Source organism: Cytobacillus sp. EB106-05-05-XG126, assembly GCF_058791715.1.
This window is the reverse complement of record NZ_JBYTDU010000001.1, coordinates 828785-846687: the sequence shown is the minus strand read 5'-3', so window position 1 is coordinate 846687 and position 17903 is coordinate 828785. Positions and strand designations below refer to the sequence as shown.

Genomic DNA, 17903 nt, shown 5'->3' with positions numbered 1-17903 from the left:
GCTGTGGCGAGTTTTTTTAATATTTCTTTGTCCTCTTCATAGCTGACAGGATACCTAAAATGACGGTTATGATATGCGATAAGAAAAAGGTATAAACATTAAAATAAAGACTATTCGTGTATTGATTGAACCAGCCAAAACGGTAAATTCTTGAGGCAGGCTTATCAGGCGTACCTCCAAGAGCCATGATCAGCTCATTTGTGTAATGATTAATTGCAAAAATCAGCAAAGCACAGCCGGCAAATGCAAAAAGTAAAATACCTATAGTCATTTTACTATCTATCACAATTTTTGCTTTTACCAGTTTAAAAGTATAGATCCAACTGAAAATAAAGACAGGTGTAAAAAGTAAAATTACGAGGATGCCTAAATTTCCATTGCCGGAAATCACATGCGGCTTTACCGTAAAAACATGTTCTATAAGGTAAAAACCAAAGAATGAAAACAGGAAGCACAGAATCCAAAAGATCATTTTTTTACTCAAGAGCAGACACCCTTTTCGTGATTTGATTAATACTAATTAGCCTGACTTTTTTTCATGTTTACTTCCTACTCCACACTCGCTGCCAGCAGGTAAACCCCCGTGAAAATCAATATAATATATGTAAAAAGCTTAAAAAAACGCTGATTGATTTTAACAAATAAAATTTGTCCCAGATATAGACCCAGCAGAACCAGCGGCAAAGCATACAAGCTTGAAAGCCAAATCGTCTTATTGGTCCCTGCAAAGATAATCTGAAATACCAGACTGGCCGAGTAGATAAACAAGTAAAAAGCCAAAGTAGTTCCCCTAAGCCGCTCTTTTTCAGTATCCGTTCCTGAAAAATACAACAGAAGCGGAGGACCGGGCATGCCAATGCTGGTTGTCATGAATCCTGACAATCCGCCCACTGAATAATCCCTCCGGCTTGTTTCTTTCACACGGAAATTCGCCATCAAAAGGAGTGTTAAAAGCAAAATAATGAAACTGACAGCTAATTTCAGCCGGGAAATGTCCAAAAACAAAAAAATTCCCATACCGATAGGCAGCCCGGCTGCACTGCCAATTGCGAACCTTTTCAGAACTCCAAAGTCTGTATCCTTCTTGATTGTTGAAAATAAGGCAGCAGAAATAATTAAAGATAAAATCAAATTGATTTGAATGGCTTCTTTAGGTTCAAAAAGAAGCAGCAAAAACGGCGTGGCCAGGATTGAGAAGCCAAATCCCGTGCTTGTCTGTAAGATGGATGCAATTAAAATAATAAGGATGTAGATAAAGATTTCCATGCAAAAAACCTGCTTTTTACCTTATTTTAACACAGCCACGAAACATTCTGGCAGACTTTGGGCTTTTCCTATACAATAATGGAAGGAATATGCAAAAGTGTGGTGAGCAAATTGTTTAAAGTGCTTTTAATTGAGGATGATGCCTCCCTTTTTACTGAAATCAAAGACCGGCTTTCCCAGTGGTCATATGAAGTTCATGGAATTCAGGATTTCAGTGATGTTATGAAGGAGTTTGCCGGCATTCAGCCAGATTTGGTCATTATTGATATCCAGCTTCCTAAGTTCGACGGGTTTCATTGGTGCCGGATGATCCGTTCACACTCGAATGTGCCGATCATTTTCCTGTCATCGCGCGATCACCCCACAGACCAGGTCATGTCCATGCAGCTTGGCGCTGACGATTTTGTCCAAAAACCCTTTCACTTCGAAGTCCTGATTGCCAAAATACAGGCAATCCTCAGGCGTGTCTATAACTATAGTGCCGTTCAGAATAATCTCAAGACCTGGTGCGGTGCGGCGGTTGATTTCGAAAAGAATACCGTTTCAAATGAGAGTGGTTCTATAGAATTAACGAAAAATGAAATCTACATATTAAAGCTTCTGATAGAAAGAAAAAATCAAATAGTCAGCAGGGATGAGATCATTAATAGCCTATGGGATGACAAACGGTTCATTAGTGACAATACTCTGACGGTCAATGTTAACAGACTGCGGAAAAAGCTTGATGAACTTGGGCTTGGCGCAAGGATTGAAACAAAGGTCGGCCAGGGATATATAGCAATTGAAGAGGATGCCTCGCATGTTTAGGAAATATATCAGGGAACGGTTAAGCTGGATCCTGCTGTTTGGTTTCCTTCAGGTGCTTGCTGCCTTTGTAGTATATATCGATTCAGCCCTATCCCTTAAACCCTTCCTTTATTACGTCTTTTTATCTTCAATCATTTTTACTGGATTCTTTTTAATTCGTTATCAAAAGGAAACAAAGTTTTACAGAGAAATAGCTGAGCGGGAAGATAATTTAGATCTGTCGAGCATACCGGAATCTGAAAGTCCTTTTGAAAAAATAATAGAGTCAGGCCTGGTCAGCCAAACCGAGCGGTTTAAACAGGAGTACACCCGGAACTGGACACAGCTCGAGCAGGAAAAAGATGAATTGCTCTCCTGGATTCATGAAGTCAAGACACCCTTGACGGCCATGCATCTTATGATTGACCGGATCGAGGATCAAAATCTTAAATCTGCCCTTACATATGAATGGCTGCGCATCCACCTTCTTCTTGATCAGCAGCTGCATCAAAAGCGAATTCCTTCGATGGAAAATGACTTGTATATTGAAATGATTCATCTCGAAGATATACTGTTCAGTGAAATCAAATCTCTGCAGTCCTGGTGCATGCAAAAAGGCATTGGCTTTGAAATGGAAATGGAAGAAACAGAGGCTTTGAGCGATGCCAAATGGTTCAGCTTTATCATACGCCAGCTTTTAACTAATGCTGTGAAATATAGTGAGGAATCTGACATTTTGATTTCAAGCTCCACACATGACGGTAAAATATCCTTAAGGATTCAAGATTTTGGCAGAGGAATTGATCAGAGAGATCTGACGCGGATCTTTGAGAAGGGGTTCACATCTACTGCAAATCATCATGAAAACGCAGCAACAGGCATGGGGTTGTATTTAGCCAAAAAAGCCGCAGACCAGCTAAAAATAAAAATCCTTGTGGAGTCTGTTTTAGGCAAAGGCACCATCATGACCCTTGTCTTCCCTACCAGAAATGATTTCGTCAGCATAACAGGCATGTGACAAAAATGTCACATGCTTTTGCTGTTTGTTCGTCCAATCGAAGGATTTACATAGACGTACCCTTCTATAATTAAGCTATAAAAGAAAGGATGGTTACACATGACTGTACTTGAAGCCAAAAAGATTCATAAAAGCTACGGCAATAAATTTAATAGGCAGGAAGTATTAAAAGGAATTGATATGAAAATTGAAACGGGTGAATTTGTAAGCATTATGGGCGCTTCCGGTTCAGGGAAGACCACACTTCTCAATGTGCTCTCGTCTATTGACAGTGTAAGCGGCGGGCAAATCAACATTGAAGGAAAGGAAATGACAAGACTGAAGGAAAAACAGCTCGCTGAGTTCCGCAAGAGGCATCTCGGATTTATTTTTCAGGAATATAATCTCCTGGATACATTGACAGTGAAGGAAAATATCCTTCTTCCGCTTTCCATCAGCAAAACACCAAAAAAAGAGGCAGATGAGAAGTTTGCAGCTGTTGCGGCTGAGCTTGGGATTTTAGAATTAAAAGATAAATATCCGAACGAAATTTCCGGCGGGCAAAAGCAGCGCACTTCTGCAGCTCGTGCGTTTATTCATGAGCCAAGCATTATTTTCGCTGACGAGCCGACAGGTGCGCTGGATTCGAAGTCAGCCTCAGACTTGTTAAATAAGTTAAGTGATTTAAATCAGAAAAGGAAAGCAACCATCATCATGGTTACCCATGATCCTGTGGCGGCAAGCTTCTGCAGCCGGGTTATTTTCATCAAGGATGGTCAGGTTTATACGCAGCTGAATAAAGGTGATCAATCAAGACAGGCTTTTTTCAATGATATTATGAAGACACAAGGCGTTTTGGGCGGTGTGCAGCATGAGCATTAATACCATCATCCTCCGAAATCTGAAAAAGAACCTGAAACATTATTATCTCTATGTTTTCGCGCTCATTTTCAGTGTCGCGCTCTATTTTGCCTTTGTCACCCTGCAATATGATCCCTCCATGTCTGAAGCAAAGGGTTCGATTAAAGGCGCGGCTGCCATCAAAACGGCCTCCATTCTGCTCGTTGCGATTGTTTCAATCTTTCTTCTGTACGCCAACACGATTTTTATCAAAAGGCGAAGCAAGGAAATCGGGCTGTTTCAGCTGATCGGAATGACCAAGAATGAGATTTTCAGATTGCTTAGCCTGGAAAATCTTATGCTGTATTTTGGGTCCTTGATCATTGGGATCTTTGTTGGCTTTTCAGTTTCAAAGTTAATACTGATGGTCCTTTTTAAATTGACAGGTGTTGAAGGAATTGCTTCCTTGCACTTTTCAAGTGAGGCACTTTTGCAGACTGTCATCGTCTTTACGGTTATTTATATTTTCATCATGCTGATGAACTTTGTTTTTATCAAGAGGCAAACCATTCTATCTTTATTCAGGGTGGTTTCCGTTGCCGAGGGAAAAGTGAAAAAGCTGTCCATTTGGGAAATGATCATGGGGGTGCTTGGTTTAGCCTTGATCATTGCCGGCTATTACATCTCTTCCCTATTATTTGGCGGGGATTTCACATCCATGAACGAGCTGTTCTTCGCGATGGTCGTCATTCTTGCTTCCGTTATCATTGGAACCTATCTTTTCTACAAAGGATCGGTAAGTTTTATCGCGAGCCTGATCCGCAAAAGGAAAGATGGATACCTGAATGTTAATGAAGTTCTTTCATTGTCCTCCATCATGTTCCGCATGAAGTCGAGTGCCCTGCTTTTAACGATCATTACAACTGTGTCCGCCCTTGCGATCGGGCTGCTGTCATTAAGCTATATTTCCTACTACTCAGCGGAAAAATCAGCCCAGGACAGTCTTCCTTCCCACTTTTCATTCACAAGCCGGGAGGATGCAGATAAGTTTGCGGATAGGCTTGAAGAAAATGGATTAGACTATAAGGATCAAACCATTGAAGTATTACAGGTGGAAGCCGATATGAAGGACATCCTGGATGTTAATCTGGACGAAATGGGTTTTGATTCGCCAAGCATGCACCTGCCTGTTGTAAGCGAAAAGTCCATTTCCGGCGTGGAGGTTTCTCCGAAAGAAACTGTTCTGACAGGATATAACGATGCACTGGAGAAGTTCATGACGCTCAAGGACTCAGGAAAGCTTGAGTTCAAAGGAAAAACAAAAGCCATTGAACAAAAATATTTAGGATTGAATAAAGACTTTGTCATTCCGTTTTATTTTACATCTGGCGGACTGCCAGTGGCCATTGTGGATGAAAAGGTATATGGCGAGCTGAAAGCTGACCTTGATCCAGAGATCCAGCTGGTGCATTCACTTTTCATCGGTGTGGATATGAAAAAGGACAGCGATGTCGAAAAGGCGAATGCACTTTTTAAGGATATGGAATTCAGCGTAGGTGCCGAGTCCCAGATGGAAATGAGCAAAAGGCAGAAAATGAATATGGGGCTTGGTATGTTTATTGTCGGTTTTCTTGGCTTGACCTTCCTGGTCACTTCGGGCTGCATCCTTTATTTCAAGCAAATGGATCAGAGTGAGGATGAAAAGCCAAATTACAAAATCCTGCGGAAACTAGGTTTTACACAAGGAGACCTGCTGCGCGGAATACGATCCAAAATGGCATTCAACTTTGGAATTCCGCTGGTGGTCGGCCTTATCCACAGCTATTTTGCTGTAAAATCCGGATGGTTCTTCTTCGGCAGCGAGCTTTGGATGCCGATGATCCTGGTAATGGCGCTTTATACGGTGCTTTATTCGATTTTCGGAATACTCTCTGTGATCTATTCGAAAAAAGTGATAAAAGATGCACTATAGGACGGAAAAACCGCTCAGGTATGATGGCCTGAGCGGTTTTTATGTGTTGGAATTTGGCTTCGTTATCGATTGGCAGAGGCTATTTGCGGGTTTTCTGCGTCTATTTGCAAGTTTTCCTAGTTTATTTGCAAATTACAGCATTTAGTTGCAAAATGGTCTCTCCTTGTTTTTAGAATTTCTTTTTATTTGCAGTCTTCCCATTCTATTTGCAAGTTTTCCAATTTATTTGCAGGTTTACTCACGCTATTTGCAAATTATCTTATTTATTTGCAATTTCTTCATACCTATTTGCAAATAACCTCATAAGGGTCCAATTTTTTAGCCTCTCGTTTCAATCGCTGTGATTCAACAATTAACTTATCCAGTTCCTGGCTTAATTTCAAGGTCTCTACATCTGTTAGCCCCTTAGAATATATGCTTTCAATCATTGCCTGCCTGGTCAGTTCAATCGCCTTTGATAAATCCATTCCGTTATCCTTCCAGAAGCGGAATTCGGGATTTATATTTTTTCACCAGCTCACGGTTATGCTGATCTGCTCCATCTACATTTCCACTTTTAAAAATAGGCGGTTCGAACCCGTTTTCAACCATCACTTCCACTGCTTCCACCATTAGGCTGTTTACAATCGCAAAGCCAATAATAGATGAGGCGGAGCCGAAACTAATCCCCATTGATGAATGCTGCATCAATGCGTCTCCTGGCTCGATATGGTTGTCAATCGTCAGGTCCACTGATGAAAACAGATACTTTCCGTGTTTATGGCGGGAGAATTGAGTTTCAGCATAGCGCGGGGAAGTAATTCCTATCACGAATGCCCCGCTGGCTTTTGAAATTTCAGCTACATCCACCGGTACTGGATTCCGGCCTGAAGTGGATGCCACAATCACAACATCATTCGGCCGGATATCAGCATTCTCCATAAATCCCCCGGCATAATCATTTTCCTTTTCCAAGGAAGAAGAACGGACTGCACCCTTATGCAGCATTAAGTCCTCCACAAAAATGGGTTTAATGGGGGCAAGACCCCCTGCACGGTAAAACAGCTCTTCTCCGAGCATATGAGAATGCCCGCAGCCAAACACGTGAATAATTCCATGGTTTTGGATACATTCAGCCACTGCACGGGCTGCTTTCTTCAGTTTTTGTCCCTCCTCTTTTTCCACAAGGGACAATAAATCTTTTATGTCATTCAGATAATTCTCCAGCATACTTCCTACCCCATTTATACCCTGACTTTGGATGCGCTTAGTGCTGCTTTATCTGCAATCACTTTTACATTCGGATGATTCCTTAATACTGATGCAGGAAACTGCTCATTAAGTCCATTTCCAAGAAGCTGCCCAATCGCATCGGCTTTAGCTTCACCTGAAGCAAGCAGGAGGATCTCCCTGCTCTGTAAGATCGTAGCGATTCCCATGGTAATGGCTTGGGTCGGCACCTCTCCGATCGTATTAAAAAACCTTGCATTGGCTTTAATAGTGGAATCTGCTAAATCAACAATATGAGTTTTAGATGAAAACGGCGTGCCTGGCTCATTAAAGCCAATGTGCCCATTATTGCCGATGCCCAAAATTTGCAGATCAATGCCGCCATGGTTTTTAAGCTTACTTTCATAATTTCGGCATTCTGCTTCCATATCCTCGGCCGTACCGCTTGGGACAAAAGTGTTTTTCTTAAGAATATCGAGATGGTTAAACAATTGAGAATCCATAAAATATCGGTAGCTTTGCGGGTTTTCTCCAGAAAGGCCGATATACTCATCCAAATTAAAGGTTGTCACCTTTTTATATGATGTTCCGTTATCCCGGTGATCTTCAATCAAACGTTTATATGTTCCCACAGGTGTACTCCCGGTTGCCAATCCGAGTGTAGCTTCAGGAAATTGGCATACCTTCCTGGTGATGTATTCTGCTGCGGTTTTACTCATTTCTTCATAGTTGTTTACTTTAATAATCTCCATCATGAGTTCCTCCCTGCAATAAGCTGATTAAGTATATATTTGCACTATAGAAGGCAAAATATTGGAATAAAATAAACCCATTTATACATTATATCGTAACACCTTAAAGTATAGTTGTCTATACCAATTTAGTCACTGTTAAACCTAATTTTAAAAAGTATATAAATTTTTTCTTTTAAAAATGGTATAGACAACTATATTTATATTTTGGTATGATTACGACAGTTTAGTAAAACGCTTTCTTATTCATTATTTTTATTAAGGAGAGATCAATATGTTAGGATTTCTACAGAGAATTGGTAAGGCATTAATGCTTCCGATTGCCGTCCTGCCTGCCGCTGGTCTATTGCTCCGCTTTGGACAGGATGATTTATTGGGTATTCCGTTCATCGCGAATGCCGGCAATGCTATTTTCGCGAACCTGGCACTTATTTTTGCCATTGGGGTTGCGATGGGATTTGCGAAGGATAATAACGGGGCTGCTGCCCTTTCCGGCGCCATCGGTTTTCTGGTGCTGACCGAGGGTGCAATTGCCATCGATGAAAATATAAATATGGGAGTACTGGGCGGAATTATTGCTGGTATTATTGCTGGTTTATTGTATAACCGCTTCCATGATATTAAGCTTCCGGACTGGCTCGGATTCTTTAGCGGACGACGCTTCGTTCCGATTATCACTTCCGTCACTATGATTCTTCTGGCTGCAATTGCTGGTTTTGCCTGGCCTCCTATCCAGGGCGCAATCGATGCACTGGGCAATTGGATTATTGGTCTTGGCGCTTTAGGTTCAGGACTATTCGGCTTTATGAACCGTCTTTTAATACCTTTGGGTCTGCACCATGTATTGAACAGTTTATTCTGGTTCCAGTTCGGCGAATTTGAAGGAGTTAATGGAGATATTGCCCGCTTCTTTGCAGGAGATCCCTCAGCAGGAGCTTACATGACTGGATTCTTCCCTGTGATGATGTTCGGTCTGCCGGCTGCAGCTTTTGCGATCATTGCAACTGCTAAGCCTGAAAAAAGAAAAGCGGTATCCGGAATGTTCATCGGTCTTGCGCTGACTTCATTCCTGACTGGTATTACAGAGCCGATCGAGTTCTCCTTTATGTTCATCGCACCTCTTTTATATGGAGTGCATGCCATCTTAACCGGGGTTTCCATGTGGGTAACATCCTTACTGGGCATACGAGATGGCTTCACATTCTCAGCAGGAGCACTCGATTTTGCACTGAACTTTAATATCGCTGAAAAGCCGCTGCTGCTGTTGGGAATTGGCGTCATCTACGCTATTCTGTACTTCGTTATCTTCTATGCACTAATTAAAGCATTAGACCTGAAAACGCCAGGGCGTGAAGAGGACGAAGATATCGTGGAAGATGAAGATGAACCAGTCTCAACGGGCAACAGCAAGTATGAAGTTATGGCAAGCCATTTTATTAAAGATATTGGCGGTGCTGACAACATTACTTCTATTGATAACTGTGCGACACGCCTGCGCTTAAACATTGCGGATATGGAAAAAGTGAAGGAAAGCGCACTGAAGGCACATGGTGCTAAAGGAATCATGAAATTAAGCAAAACGAACCTGCAGATCATTGTTGGAACAGACGTTGAGTTTGTTGCAGATGAGATGAAGAAAATAAAGAAGTAATTGACTAAAAAACAGTGTCCCGAGACGGACACTGTTTTTTTAATATATCAGTTTTATATTAGACGGAAGTTTTGCAGAGCATAGTATTCTGAGTTCCTTTAAGCGCATTAAATTATAAGAAGACCCCTCCATAAGCAATTGATCTGCAAATGCCGGATGGCACATGACTTCCACTGTTTCCCCGTCTTCAGCCTTTTCTGCCAGCGTGCTGAAATAGTCTTCCTGAATGCCATCTCCGTAAAAATCGAATAAGCACCTGTCCGTATGGCTTTTGACCCCTTCAAGCGCAAAATTGCCATTGACTCTGAAGGGGAGACCGTATTTATTGGACAGGCTCTGAACTACTGGGAGAAACTCTTCGCGTGTATGAACGTGATGATGGCTATCCAAATGGGAAGGCGTAAGACCAGCCCCGATAAAACGGTCAATTTGTGCAGACCACTCCAGTTCCAATTCTTCAAGAGAGATTCCCTCTAAATCCCCCTGAGATCTAAAGTACCCATCTTTATTAGTTAAGGTCACTAAATCTGTTAATAACGGCTTCCCGCTTGTGAGGACTAAATGAACGCCAGTTCGTAACCCCGGATATTGTTTAGCCATAGCCAGGGCCTGCCTGGTTCCGGCCATATTCATCATCATGGTGGCGGAATTGACAATTCCATATAAATAGCTGTGCAAAATTCCATAATTCACGCCGGGACTATATCCAAAATCATCTGCATTGACGATGAGTTTTATCATATTTAGAGGCCTCCGGTTAAATAGATGCAAGGCAGCCTGAAAATAATGCTGCCCTGCAAAATTTTATTGAAATTGCGGCAAATAGCAACGATGGGCTTCGAGCATTTCATCAAGTATTTTTTTCGCTATTTTGTCGGAACTCACCAGCGGATTTATTGTCAGTGCGAGCAGAGCAGTATTATAATCACCAGTCAAGGCCGCTTCTATGGTCACCCTTTCAAAGGATTTAATAGATTGAACCAGTCCCCTGACTGAAACTGGAAGTTCTCCGATCGCTAACGGCTTTGGCCCATCCTTCGTTATAATGCAGCTGACTTCCACGGCTGAATCTGACGGAAGGCCTGCAATAGCACCACTATTCCGGGTGTTAACCGGCTGTATATCCCTTTTATCTGTATATATCGAATGAATGAGTCTGCATGCCGCATCACTATAATAAGCGCCTCCCCTTTTTTCAAGCTGGGAAGGCTTTTCAGCAAGATCTGGATTCTGATATAACTGAAACAGCTCATCCTCCAGCATTTTAACCACTTCAGCCCGTGTACCGCCTTCTGAAGCTGATTTAATTTCTTTTTCCACCATTTCACGGGTCTTATAGTAGTAATTATGGTAAGGACAAGGAAGCACATTTAATGCCTGCAGGAATTCCGGTTCCCATCCCATCGCATGGATGTTCTTCATTGTGATTGATTTTTCTTTGTCTGTAAGCTTTTTCAGCAGCTCTTCCTTGACGCTCACTCCATCGACATAGACATCAAGTCCATAGACAAGGTGATTGAGTCCGGCAAAATCAATCCTTACTCTGCTGTGGTCCACATTCATTAACTGTGCTGCCCCCATCTCCATTCCAATCGGCACATTGCATAAACCAACCACTTTTTTGATGCTGCTGTATCGCATGACTGCTTCTGTAATTATCCCTGCTGGATTGGTAAAATTGATGAGCCATGCATTTGGACACAACTCTTCCATTTCACGGCAGATCTCCATAATGACTGGAATGGTTCGGAGGGCCTTGAAAAACCCCCCCGGTCCATTGGTTTCCTGGCCCAGCACTCCATATTTCAGCGGAATTCTCTCGTCCTTCGCTCTTGCAGCCAAAAGTCCTACACGGAATTGGGTTGTAACAAAGTCGGCACCCTTAAGCGCTTTTTTCCTATCCAATGTAAGCTGAATCTCTATGGGAACACCGGCTTTTTCAACCATCCGTTTCGCTAATTGCCCTACAATCTCGAGCTTATTTCGTCCTTCCTCCACATCCACAAGCCAAATTTCCCTGACAGGCAATTCCTGATGTCTTTTGATAAATCCTTCAATTAATTCAGGTGTATAGCTTGAACCTCCGCCGATCACGGCAATCTTTATACTATCTGGTTGCTGTGCCATTCTGTTACCTCTCTTAGTCTAGTTTCTTGTATAGGTCGATGAATTCCTGTGCCATGTCTTTGACAGTGAGTGCATTCATCAAATGATCCTGGGCATGGACAAGAATGATGGGCAGATCGAATTGAGCTCCGGAAGCTTCGCCCTGAATTAACTCCGTTTGATGTCTGTGTGCCAGCACAAATTCCTCCTCGGCTTCCCGGATTTTAGCTTCCGCCGCATCGAACTTGCCTGCCTTTGCTTCCCGGATGGATTCCATAGCGAGACTTCTGGCATTCCCGCTGTGCAAAATAAGCTGAAATGAAATTTGATAAAGCTTTTCTTTATCCATTCTTTAACCCGCCTAACCTTGAATTGTTGGTGTTTGTTCCGGCTGCACCTGCTTCAGTTTCTTTTCATCCATTTTCCCTGTTATATAGACAAATGGCAGGTAAATGACAATGGAAATGGCTAAATTCACAAGTGCCAGCACTGCACCGGAGATATGTCCTCCTGTTGCAAGATAGCCGCCAATTCCTGCAGGCGTCACCCAAGGGATGCTTGCCACAACCACTGGATAAACAAGGCCCCATTTAATAGCCAGATACGCTACTGCCGTCATGATGACTGGTGCTGAAATAAACGGAATCAGCCAGATTGGATTTAACACAATTGGAAGCCCGAATAATAATGGTTCATTGATTTGAAAAATACCAGGCGGCGTTCCTAATGCAAGCAGCTGCTTATGCCGCTTACGTCCTGCAATAAACATGGAAATGATAAGTCCGAGAGTTGCTCCTGAGCCGCCCAGATATACGAAGGCATCCAGAAATGGCCCTGCGAGAATGGCATACTTATCAAGATCCGTCACTCCCTGAGCATATAAATCTGTATTTTTGGTTCCAAGAGATGTAAATAAAGGCGTTGTAACACCCCCAAGAATATTTGGTCCATGAAGGCCAACCGACCAAAAACCATGTACCAGAAAGACTATAAGGATCGCAAATGGCAGTGAATCGGCAGCATTTGTCAAAGGTGCTACAAGGGTTGTATTCAGCCAGTCATTCAAAAATTCACCATTTGTCATTTTTCTGAACAGAAGGCCTGCCACTCCAAATAGGAAAATCGTCAGCATGCCCGGCACCAGTTTGGCAAAAGCCCCTGCAACGGCTGGTGGAACTCCGTCCGGCAGTTTGATAATGAAGGCTTTTACCCTGGTCAGACGGATAAATAATTCGGTCGCAAGAAGTGCCACCACAATTCCAGTAAATAAAGCCGTTGCATTAAAGTATCCATAGCCAATGAAGCCCCAGGCACCTTCCGCATCCGGCACCTGGCCTACCTGAGGGATTAAGAGGAAGAAGCAGGCTGCGGCAACCAGCATCGCCTCGAATCCATCATCCCCATACGATTTGGCAAGCCTGTGGGATATGCCAAATACAGCGAATATGGTTAAGAAGGCAAAGGTGCCCCACCAGATATCTCCGCCAAGTGTTTTCCAGGATTCGCCGAAAATACTTTCCATGAGTCTGCCGTACGGCTTAATGATTTCCCCCAAATTATTAAATAGAACAGCAAACGATCCCACCATTGTGATGGCGATCATCCCGATCAAGGCATCCCGGATAGCAAGCAAATGCCTGTTATTGCCGAATTTCACAGCATAAGGCATGATATATTTCTCAATAAATGTCATCATCACTATTCACCCTTTATCAATGAGATAGCCTGCTTTAATACTTCCTCGCCATTACATAAGCCATAATGCATCGGGTTTATGGGAGCTACCGAAATTCTGCCTCCTGCCTCCTTCTTTAATTGCTCGGTCATAAATCGAATCTGCGGTCCCAGCAGCAGGACATCTGCCGAATCAATATGGCTTCGAACCTCCCCGTTGCCAACAGCCCAGATTTTACAGTCGATCCCCTGGCTTTCAGCGCTAGCTTTCATCTTTGTCACCAGGAGACTTGTAGACATTCCAGCCGAACAGCACAACAAAATATTCATGATTACCCCCCTTTTTTTTTCTGTAAGCGATCTCAAAAAAATAAAATAATTGCTTAACTTAATAGTACCATCAATAAAACAGATTATTCAGTCAATTTAATTCAAAGATATTTCTTTTTTGAAGTCATCACCTCCTTTTAATACCTTATGCTTGAAATTAATTGTAATTACAAATATTCTATTTTTCAATACATTTTTAAAATTTGTTATTACAAATTATTTTATAATTGATATGACAATATATTCTATGGAATAATAGATAGAAGAACAGAGTAGGAGGAACGGGAATGAAAGACGGTTTTGCCGAGGAAAGCGCCCTGCACTTAAAGGTTAAAGAAAGCATTCTTGAACTTATCAGAAACGGTGAATACAAACCGGATACCAAATTGCCGACAGAAGCGGAGTTTTGTGAAAAATACGGAGTCAGCCGGACGACTATTAGAACAGCACTCCAGCAGCTGAGCATAGAAGGCCATATTTATCGCCAGCAAGGCAGAGGCACATTTGTATCAAGCAATAAAGTGAAGCAGCGCCTGACCTCTACAGTGGAAAACTTTTCAAAGCAAATGGCGATGCAGGGAAAGAACCCGCTCATAAAAGTCATAAACCTGGAAGTCATCCCTGCCGACTCCTTCTTAGCAGAAGTCTTTGACCTGTCAGAAGGCGACCCGGTTAATGTTCTCGAACGAATCAGGTTTGCTGATGAAGAACCAATTCAATATGAAAAAGCCTTCCTGCCGTGGAAAAAGACCCCCAGCTTGAACCGGGAGGCCTGTGAAAAATCCTTATACCATTTGCTGCAGAATCAATACAGATTAAAAATCCAAAAGACAGTGGAGCATTTAGAAATAGGGTTCCCTGAAGAAGAAATTAGTGAACTGCTAAACATCAAACCTGAAACACCGTGTTTCTCGCTTGAGACCTATGCCCATATTGAAGACGGAAGCTTAATCGAGTATTCCAAAACGATGTTCCGCGGGGATTATGCTCATTTCATTATTGAACGGAATTATGAGTAAGGGATTGTTAATGCTAGCTGCTTAGATTGGGGCTGCACTATGGTGCTGTTACCTGGGATTAGGGCTAGGCGGTAGATTTTTGCTTCTTCTTGTTTTTGCAGCGGCGGGTTCGGACTCTGCGTGTGCGTTTTCCCTTTTCTGTGTCCGAAGTTGACCCGGGTTCGGACTCTAAGGGCGTGTTTTTCTTTTTTTGTGTCCGAAGTTGGCCCGGGTTCGGACTCTAAGGGGGCGTTTTCTCTTTTTTGTGTCCGAAGTTGACCTGGGTTCGGACTCTAAGGGCGTGTTTTCCCTTTTCTATGTCCGAAGTTGCACCGGGTTCGGACTCTGCGTGGCCCTTTTCCCTTTTCTGTGTCCGAAATTGCCCGGGTTCGGACTCTGCGTGTGCGTTTTCCCTTTTCTGTGTCCGAAGTTGCCCCGGGTTCGGACTCTGCGGGCACATTTTTCCTTTTTTGTGTCCGAAGCTGACCCGGGTTCGGACTCTACGTGTGTGTTTTCCCTTTTCTATGTCCGAAGTTGACCTGGGTTCGGACTCTAAGGGGACGATTTCCTTTTTCTGAGTCCGAAGTTGCCCCGGGTCTGCAATCTATTAAAAACAAATTACCTCTTTCAGTCCAAAGAAAGTATAAAATTAACTATTCAACCTAGAATGAATGCTTCTTTTTGTACCAATCTATTGCCTTCATCTCAATTTCCTGCACAAGTGCTTCCTTCCCTTTTATATAGGAATCTATGTCAAAGGGAAACTGTTTCGCTAACTCCAATTTTAAGGTTCCATATTGTTTTGCGTCTTCTCCGTTTGCTCTTAGGTAATCACGAAAAGCAAGATGGCGCGTGATTTCAGGACTCCCTTTTTCATAGATATGGACATGGTGTGTCCGCAGATTTCCCCCTTTCTGAAAATACCGCCGGCCAGGCAGTCCGTTTTCTCCACGGGGCTCAAAACCCAGTGAAATCATTTCCGTATTAAAGCGGTCAACCCTCTCAATATCTATTACGACAGGCAATATATCAATGACGGGCTTAGCTGCCAGACCAGGAACCGATGTGCTCCCAATATGGTGAATGGCCAGAATTTCTTCTTGAAAAATGGTCTTGATTAACTCTGACTCACTTTGAAATTTAAATTTCCAATCAGGATTATAGCAGGTAACAGTCACTTTCCTTGTCATGTTCTCCTCCTGAATTTATTTTAAGCTCATCAAACACGTCCATAAAAAATCTTCCCCAAATAGATCACTGGGCTGCTGTATTTTTTTCATCGTTCTAAGCTCCAGAAAATGAAAGTCATCTTGAAAGATCTCTTTCAATCGTTCCTCCGTGTATCCGATGCCTCCCTTTAGGCTGCCGATACGATACACCTCCCAGTCCTGCGTGGGAAGTGCTCCATCCGGATTAAAACATACCAATCCAAATTTTCCACCAGGATTGAGTGCCGCTTTGATTATTTCCAGGTATGTAAGCCTTCTGTGGGGCGGAAGGTGATGAAACATGCCGCTGTCATAAATAAAATCATAGCTTTGAGGTTCAAAATGAAAGTCGAATAGAGATACACATTCAAAATTAATTTTTACCTGTGCTTCATTTGCTCTTTCACCTGCCCATTTGACCGCCCTTTCGGAAAAATCGATAGCATCCACCTGTACCCCATTCTTCGCCAGAAAAATGGCATTCCTTCCTGGGCCGCATCCAATTTCGAGTGCCTTCCCCGCCTGCATGCCATTTTGAATATACTCAGACAGATTTTCATCCGGCCCTTTCACTTTGAAAAATGGAATCTCTTTATCCCGGTCTTCGTAGAAATTTTCCCAGAATAATTTTGGTTCTCTTAACAATCCATCCAGCATTTCCAATAAGTCAATATGATTTAAAATAGCTTTTTCCATAGCCATTCCCCCTTACTTTTATTTTACTGAATCCCTTATGGAAAAGGATTACAGCTGCGTTAAGAATAGATTATTTAAGTAAAAACGATCAGCTGATTTTGCATTATTCTTCCATCTGGAAATCCTGCAAGGGGGTATTTTTAAGTTTTATAGTCTAAGAAATACCTAAGTCTTAAAGCAAAGAGAAATACTTCCAGGAGCATTCTGAGGATTCTGGAAAAACATCCAATCATCGCAATTCGTAATATTTGTAATACTTATGAAATATTTTCTTTTGAAAACTTGTCCTTCATTTCGGTCAGCTCTCATATAATGACGACAAGAAGGTTTAGGAGGTACGTGATGTTTCTTTTTCTTGATAAAGCGATTCTAGGTATGGCCATTCTGCGCCTTATTTCCGGGAGCATTGAAATTTTTGTTGCACTATTAATCTTAAAAATGAATGATATCGAAAAAGCATTGGTTATGAATAGTTCACTGGCCCTTATTGGACCGCCTGTGCTTCTCTTGACGACAGTCATTGGATTGACCGGAATGGCGGATAAAGTTTCATTAAGCAAGATCTTATGGGTGCTTTGCGGGGTTGGCTGCATTCTGTATGGGGTAAAAGGGAGATAGAGCTGTATAGACAGCTCTATTTTTGATGTTTCAGCAAGTCCGAAACGGTGGTCATTTGGTATCCTTGCTCTTTTAATGAAGCAATTATTTTCTTAACAGATTTCAGAGACTCTTCCCGGCTTTCATACATGACATGAAGAAGAATGATGGAGCCTGGTTCTATATTTTCCGCCACATACTCCGTGATTTTATCTGCATCCCCTTCTATGTCCGGAAAACTTTCAGGCTCGATATTCCACAATACCGTCTTTCGCTCCTGTTTAGACAAGTAGTAAGGCAGGAGAAATAACTTTTTCCCGTATGGAGGGCGAAAATGAATTTCTCCTTCATAGCCTGTCTGCCTGATTAAATCATCTGTTTTCTCAATTTCTTCTTTGATAAAAGTGGGAGATTTTAATACCATACGGGAATGAGAGTAGGAATGATTGCCGATTTCATGCCCTTCTCCCACAATTTTTTTCGCATCTTTCATATGATGTTCAATCTCTTTTCCTGTTAAATAGAAAGTGGCTTTAACATCCTCTTCCCGTAAAATCGTTAAGATTTCATCGGTATTAACGCCAGGTCCATCATCAAAAGTCATGGCTGCGACTTTGTCCTCTGTATCTGCTTTATTAACAAGGCCGCCGAAAAACTGAAAGTTCCTGGACTTCGATACTTCAAAGAGCAAAAAGGCAATTCCTAATAGCAAGATGATCCATAATATAATTTTAAGCAGTTTTTTCATTTTTCCTCCTGATGCTTTAGTTACAGAGTAATTATAATTTAAATATGTAAAAAAACCAGCCCCCGATTGGAAA

General features: G+C 42.2%; 20 protein-coding genes. 7 read left to right on the top strand and 13 right to left on the bottom strand.

Translation table 11 applies throughout. The annotated features are described in order from the left end of the window. Positions 1 to 16: 16 nt before the first annotated feature. Both AC3WTL_RS04230 and AC3WTL_RS04225 read right to left on the bottom strand, forming a co-directional pair. Positions 17 to 484 carry a hypothetical protein gene (locus AC3WTL_RS04230; protein ID WP_197249818.1) on the bottom strand — a complete coding sequence of 156 codons (468 nt, stop codon included), beginning with the start codon at positions 482 to 484 and terminating at the stop codon, positions 17 to 19. 65 nt (positions 485 to 549) lie between these two features. Beyond that, a complete protein-coding gene (locus AC3WTL_RS04225; protein ID WP_492369080.1) occupies positions 550 to 1266 on the bottom strand; it encodes a sulfite exporter TauE/SafE family protein in 717 nt (238 codons plus the stop codon). A gap of 111 nt (positions 1267 to 1377) precedes the next feature. Between AC3WTL_RS04225 and AC3WTL_RS04220 the strand changes: the two genes are divergently transcribed. The 4 genes from AC3WTL_RS04220 to AC3WTL_RS04205 all read left to right on the top strand — a co-directional run bounded on the left by AC3WTL_RS04220 (position 1378) and on the right by AC3WTL_RS04205 (position 5861). Continuing rightward, positions 1378 to 2073: a response regulator transcription factor gene (locus AC3WTL_RS04220; RefSeq protein ID WP_222500573.1), complete on the top strand. Its 696-nt coding sequence runs from the start codon at positions 1378 to 1380 to the stop codon at positions 2071 to 2073. After that, on the top strand, positions 2066 to 3070 hold the full coding sequence (locus AC3WTL_RS04215; RefSeq protein WP_197249815.1) for a sensor histidine kinase: 1005 nt from the start codon (positions 2066 to 2068) through the stop codon (positions 3068 to 3070). Before AC3WTL_RS04220 ends, AC3WTL_RS04215 begins: the two co-directional genes overlap by 8 nt. A 99-nt stretch (positions 3071 to 3169) precedes the next feature. Continuing rightward, on the top strand, positions 3170 to 3931 hold the full coding sequence (locus AC3WTL_RS04210) for an ABC transporter ATP-binding protein (RefSeq protein WP_197249814.1): 762 nt from the start codon (positions 3170 to 3172) through the stop codon (positions 3929 to 3931). Continuing rightward, entirely contained in the window at positions 3921 to 5861 is a 1941-nt protein-coding gene (locus tag AC3WTL_RS04205) for an FtsX-like permease family protein (protein ID WP_492369079.1), read from the top strand. The genes AC3WTL_RS04210 and AC3WTL_RS04205 overlap by 11 nt, the downstream gene beginning before the upstream one ends. Positions 5862 to 6145: 284 nt before the next feature. Here the strand turns inward: AC3WTL_RS04205 and AC3WTL_RS04200 are convergent, their stop codons facing one another. Genes AC3WTL_RS04200 through nagB form a run of 3 tightly spaced genes read right to left on the bottom strand, consistent with a single transcriptional unit; the run spans position 6146 to position 7822 of the window. Further along, positions 6146 to 6328: an aspartyl-phosphate phosphatase Spo0E family protein gene (locus tag AC3WTL_RS04200; RefSeq protein WP_241746691.1), complete on the bottom strand. Its 183-nt coding sequence runs from the start codon at positions 6326 to 6328 to the stop codon at positions 6146 to 6148. A 4-nt stretch (positions 6329 to 6332) separates the two neighbouring features. Beyond that, positions 6333 to 7070, bottom strand: a complete 738-nt coding sequence (locus AC3WTL_RS04195) for an SIS domain-containing protein (RefSeq protein ID WP_197249812.1) — start codon at positions 7068 to 7070, stop codon at positions 6333 to 6335. A 14-nt stretch (positions 7071 to 7084) separates the two neighbouring features. Beyond that, positions 7085 to 7822, bottom strand: a complete 738-nt coding sequence (nagB, locus tag AC3WTL_RS04190; protein WP_492369377.1) for a glucosamine-6-phosphate deaminase — start codon at positions 7820 to 7822, stop codon at positions 7085 to 7087. A 274-nt stretch (positions 7823 to 8096) separates the two neighbouring features. On the opposite strand from nagB, the gene nagE reads away from it, so the two are divergent. Beyond that, positions 8097 to 9473 (top strand): N-acetylglucosamine-specific PTS transporter subunit IIBC, encoded by a 1377-nt coding sequence (gene nagE / locus AC3WTL_RS04185; RefSeq protein ID WP_163145218.1) that lies wholly within the window; start codon positions 8097 to 8099, stop codon positions 9471 to 9473. 39 nt (positions 9474 to 9512) lie between these two features. Here the strand turns inward: nagE and chbG are convergent, their stop codons facing one another. The 5 genes from chbG to AC3WTL_RS04160 form a co-directional block, all read right to left on the bottom strand. Continuing rightward, on the bottom strand, positions 9513 to 10214 hold the full coding sequence (chbG, locus tag AC3WTL_RS04180; RefSeq protein WP_492369078.1) for a chitin disaccharide deacetylase: 702 nt from the start codon (positions 10212 to 10214) through the stop codon (positions 9513 to 9515). A 63-nt stretch (positions 10215 to 10277) separates the two neighbouring features. Next, positions 10278 to 11600: a 6-phospho-beta-glucosidase gene (locus AC3WTL_RS04175; RefSeq protein ID WP_492369077.1), complete on the bottom strand. Its 1323-nt coding sequence runs from the start codon at positions 11598 to 11600 to the stop codon at positions 10278 to 10280. A 13-nt stretch (positions 11601 to 11613) separates the two neighbouring features. Continuing rightward, positions 11614 to 11928, bottom strand: coding sequence for a PTS sugar transporter subunit IIA (locus AC3WTL_RS04170; RefSeq protein ID WP_163145215.1), 315 nt, complete (start codon positions 11926 to 11928; stop codon positions 11614 to 11616). Positions 11929 to 11940: 12 nt separating this feature from the next. Further along, on the bottom strand, positions 11941 to 13275 hold the full coding sequence (locus AC3WTL_RS04165; protein WP_492369076.1) for a PTS sugar transporter subunit IIC: 1335 nt from the start codon (positions 13273 to 13275) through the stop codon (positions 11941 to 11943). 2 nt (positions 13276 to 13277) lie between these two features. After that, positions 13278 to 13583, bottom strand: coding sequence for a PTS sugar transporter subunit IIB (locus tag AC3WTL_RS04160; RefSeq protein WP_492369075.1), 306 nt, complete (start codon positions 13581 to 13583; stop codon positions 13278 to 13280). 287 nt (positions 13584 to 13870) lie between these two features. Between AC3WTL_RS04160 and AC3WTL_RS04155 the strand changes: the two genes are divergently transcribed. Next, positions 13871 to 14602, top strand: a complete 732-nt coding sequence (locus AC3WTL_RS04155; RefSeq protein WP_492369074.1) for a GntR family transcriptional regulator — start codon at positions 13871 to 13873, stop codon at positions 14600 to 14602. Positions 14603 to 15243: 641 nt separating this feature from the next. Here the strand turns inward: AC3WTL_RS04155 and AC3WTL_RS04150 are convergent. Continuing rightward, complete coding sequence (locus AC3WTL_RS04150) at positions 15244 to 15771, bottom strand: GrpB family protein (RefSeq protein ID WP_492369073.1); 528 nt, start codon at positions 15769 to 15771, stop codon at positions 15244 to 15246. Positions 15772 to 15786: 15 nt separating this feature from the next. After that, positions 15787 to 16485 (bottom strand): class I SAM-dependent methyltransferase, encoded by a 699-nt coding sequence (locus tag AC3WTL_RS04145; protein WP_226618126.1) that lies wholly within the window; start codon positions 16483 to 16485, stop codon positions 15787 to 15789. 342 nt (positions 16486 to 16827) lie between these two features. Between AC3WTL_RS04145 and AC3WTL_RS04140 the strand changes: the two genes are divergently transcribed. Continuing rightward, positions 16828 to 17103: a YqhV family protein gene (locus AC3WTL_RS04140; RefSeq protein ID WP_197249802.1), complete on the top strand. Its 276-nt coding sequence runs from the start codon at positions 16828 to 16830 to the stop codon at positions 17101 to 17103. A 16-nt stretch (positions 17104 to 17119) separates the two neighbouring features. On the opposite strand, the gene AC3WTL_RS04135 is transcribed toward AC3WTL_RS04140, so the two are convergent. After that, the gene (locus AC3WTL_RS04135; RefSeq protein WP_492369072.1) at positions 17120 to 17830 is read right to left on the bottom strand and encodes a polysaccharide deacetylase family protein; all 711 of its coding nucleotides are present in this window, start codon (positions 17828 to 17830) and stop codon (positions 17120 to 17122) included. Between the last annotated feature and the right edge of the window lie 73 nt (positions 17831 to 17903).

Bases quoted from the DNA above. Each gene is read 5' to 3' on its own strand.
- AC3WTL_RS04200 (WP_241746691.1), bottom strand. From the start codon at position 6,328: ATGGATTTATCAAAGGCGATTGAACTGACCAGGCAGGCAATGATTGAA.
- AC3WTL_RS04225 (WP_492369080.1), bottom strand. From the start codon at position 1,266: ATGGAAATCTTTATCTACATCCTTATTATTTTAATTGCATCCATCTTA.
- AC3WTL_RS04135 (WP_492369072.1), bottom strand. From the start codon at position 17,830: ATGAAAAAACTGCTTAAAATTATATTATGGATCATCTTGCTATTAGGA.
- AC3WTL_RS04215 (WP_197249815.1), top strand. From the start codon at position 2,066: ATGTTTAGGAAATATATCAGGGAACGGTTAAGCTGGATCCTGCTGTTT.
- AC3WTL_RS04205 (WP_492369079.1), top strand. From the start codon at position 3,921: ATGAGCATTAATACCATCATCCTCCGAAATCTGAAAAAGAACCTGAAA.
- AC3WTL_RS04155 (WP_492369074.1), top strand. From the start codon at position 13,871: ATGAAAGACGGTTTTGCCGAGGAAAGCGCCCTGCACTTAAAGGTTAAA.
- AC3WTL_RS04140 (WP_197249802.1), top strand. From the start codon at position 16,828: ATGTTTCTTTTTCTTGATAAAGCGATTCTAGGTATGGCCATTCTGCGC.
- AC3WTL_RS04160 (WP_492369075.1), bottom strand. From the start codon at position 13,583: ATGAATATTTTGTTGTGCTGTTCGGCTGGAATGTCTACAAGTCTCCTG.
- AC3WTL_RS04170 (WP_163145215.1), bottom strand. From the start codon at position 11,928: ATGGATAAAGAAAAGCTTTATCAAATTTCATTTCAGCTTATTTTGCAC.
- nagB (WP_492369377.1), bottom strand. From the start codon at position 7,822: ATGGAGATTATTAAAGTAAACAACTATGAAGAAATGAGTAAAACCGCA.
- AC3WTL_RS04145 (WP_226618126.1), bottom strand. From the start codon at position 16,485: ATGGAAAAAGCTATTTTAAATCATATTGACTTATTGGAAATGCTGGAT.
- AC3WTL_RS04150 (WP_492369073.1), bottom strand. From the start codon at position 15,771: ATGACAAGGAAAGTGACTGTTACCTGCTATAATCCTGATTGGAAATTT.
- nagE (WP_163145218.1), top strand. From the start codon at position 8,097: ATGTTAGGATTTCTACAGAGAATTGGTAAGGCATTAATGCTTCCGATT.
- AC3WTL_RS04165 (WP_492369076.1), bottom strand. From the start codon at position 13,275: ATGATGACATTTATTGAGAAATATATCATGCCTTATGCTGTGAAATTC.
- AC3WTL_RS04210 (WP_197249814.1), top strand. From the start codon at position 3,170: ATGACTGTACTTGAAGCCAAAAAGATTCATAAAAGCTACGGCAATAAA.
- AC3WTL_RS04175 (WP_492369077.1), bottom strand. From the start codon at position 11,600: ATGGCACAGCAACCAGATAGTATAAAGATTGCCGTGATCGGCGGAGGT.
- chbG (WP_492369078.1), bottom strand. From the start codon at position 10,214: ATGATAAAACTCATCGTCAATGCAGATGATTTTGGATATAGTCCCGGC.
- AC3WTL_RS04195 (WP_197249812.1), bottom strand. From the start codon at position 7,070: ATGCTGGAGAATTATCTGAATGACATAAAAGATTTATTGTCCCTTGTG.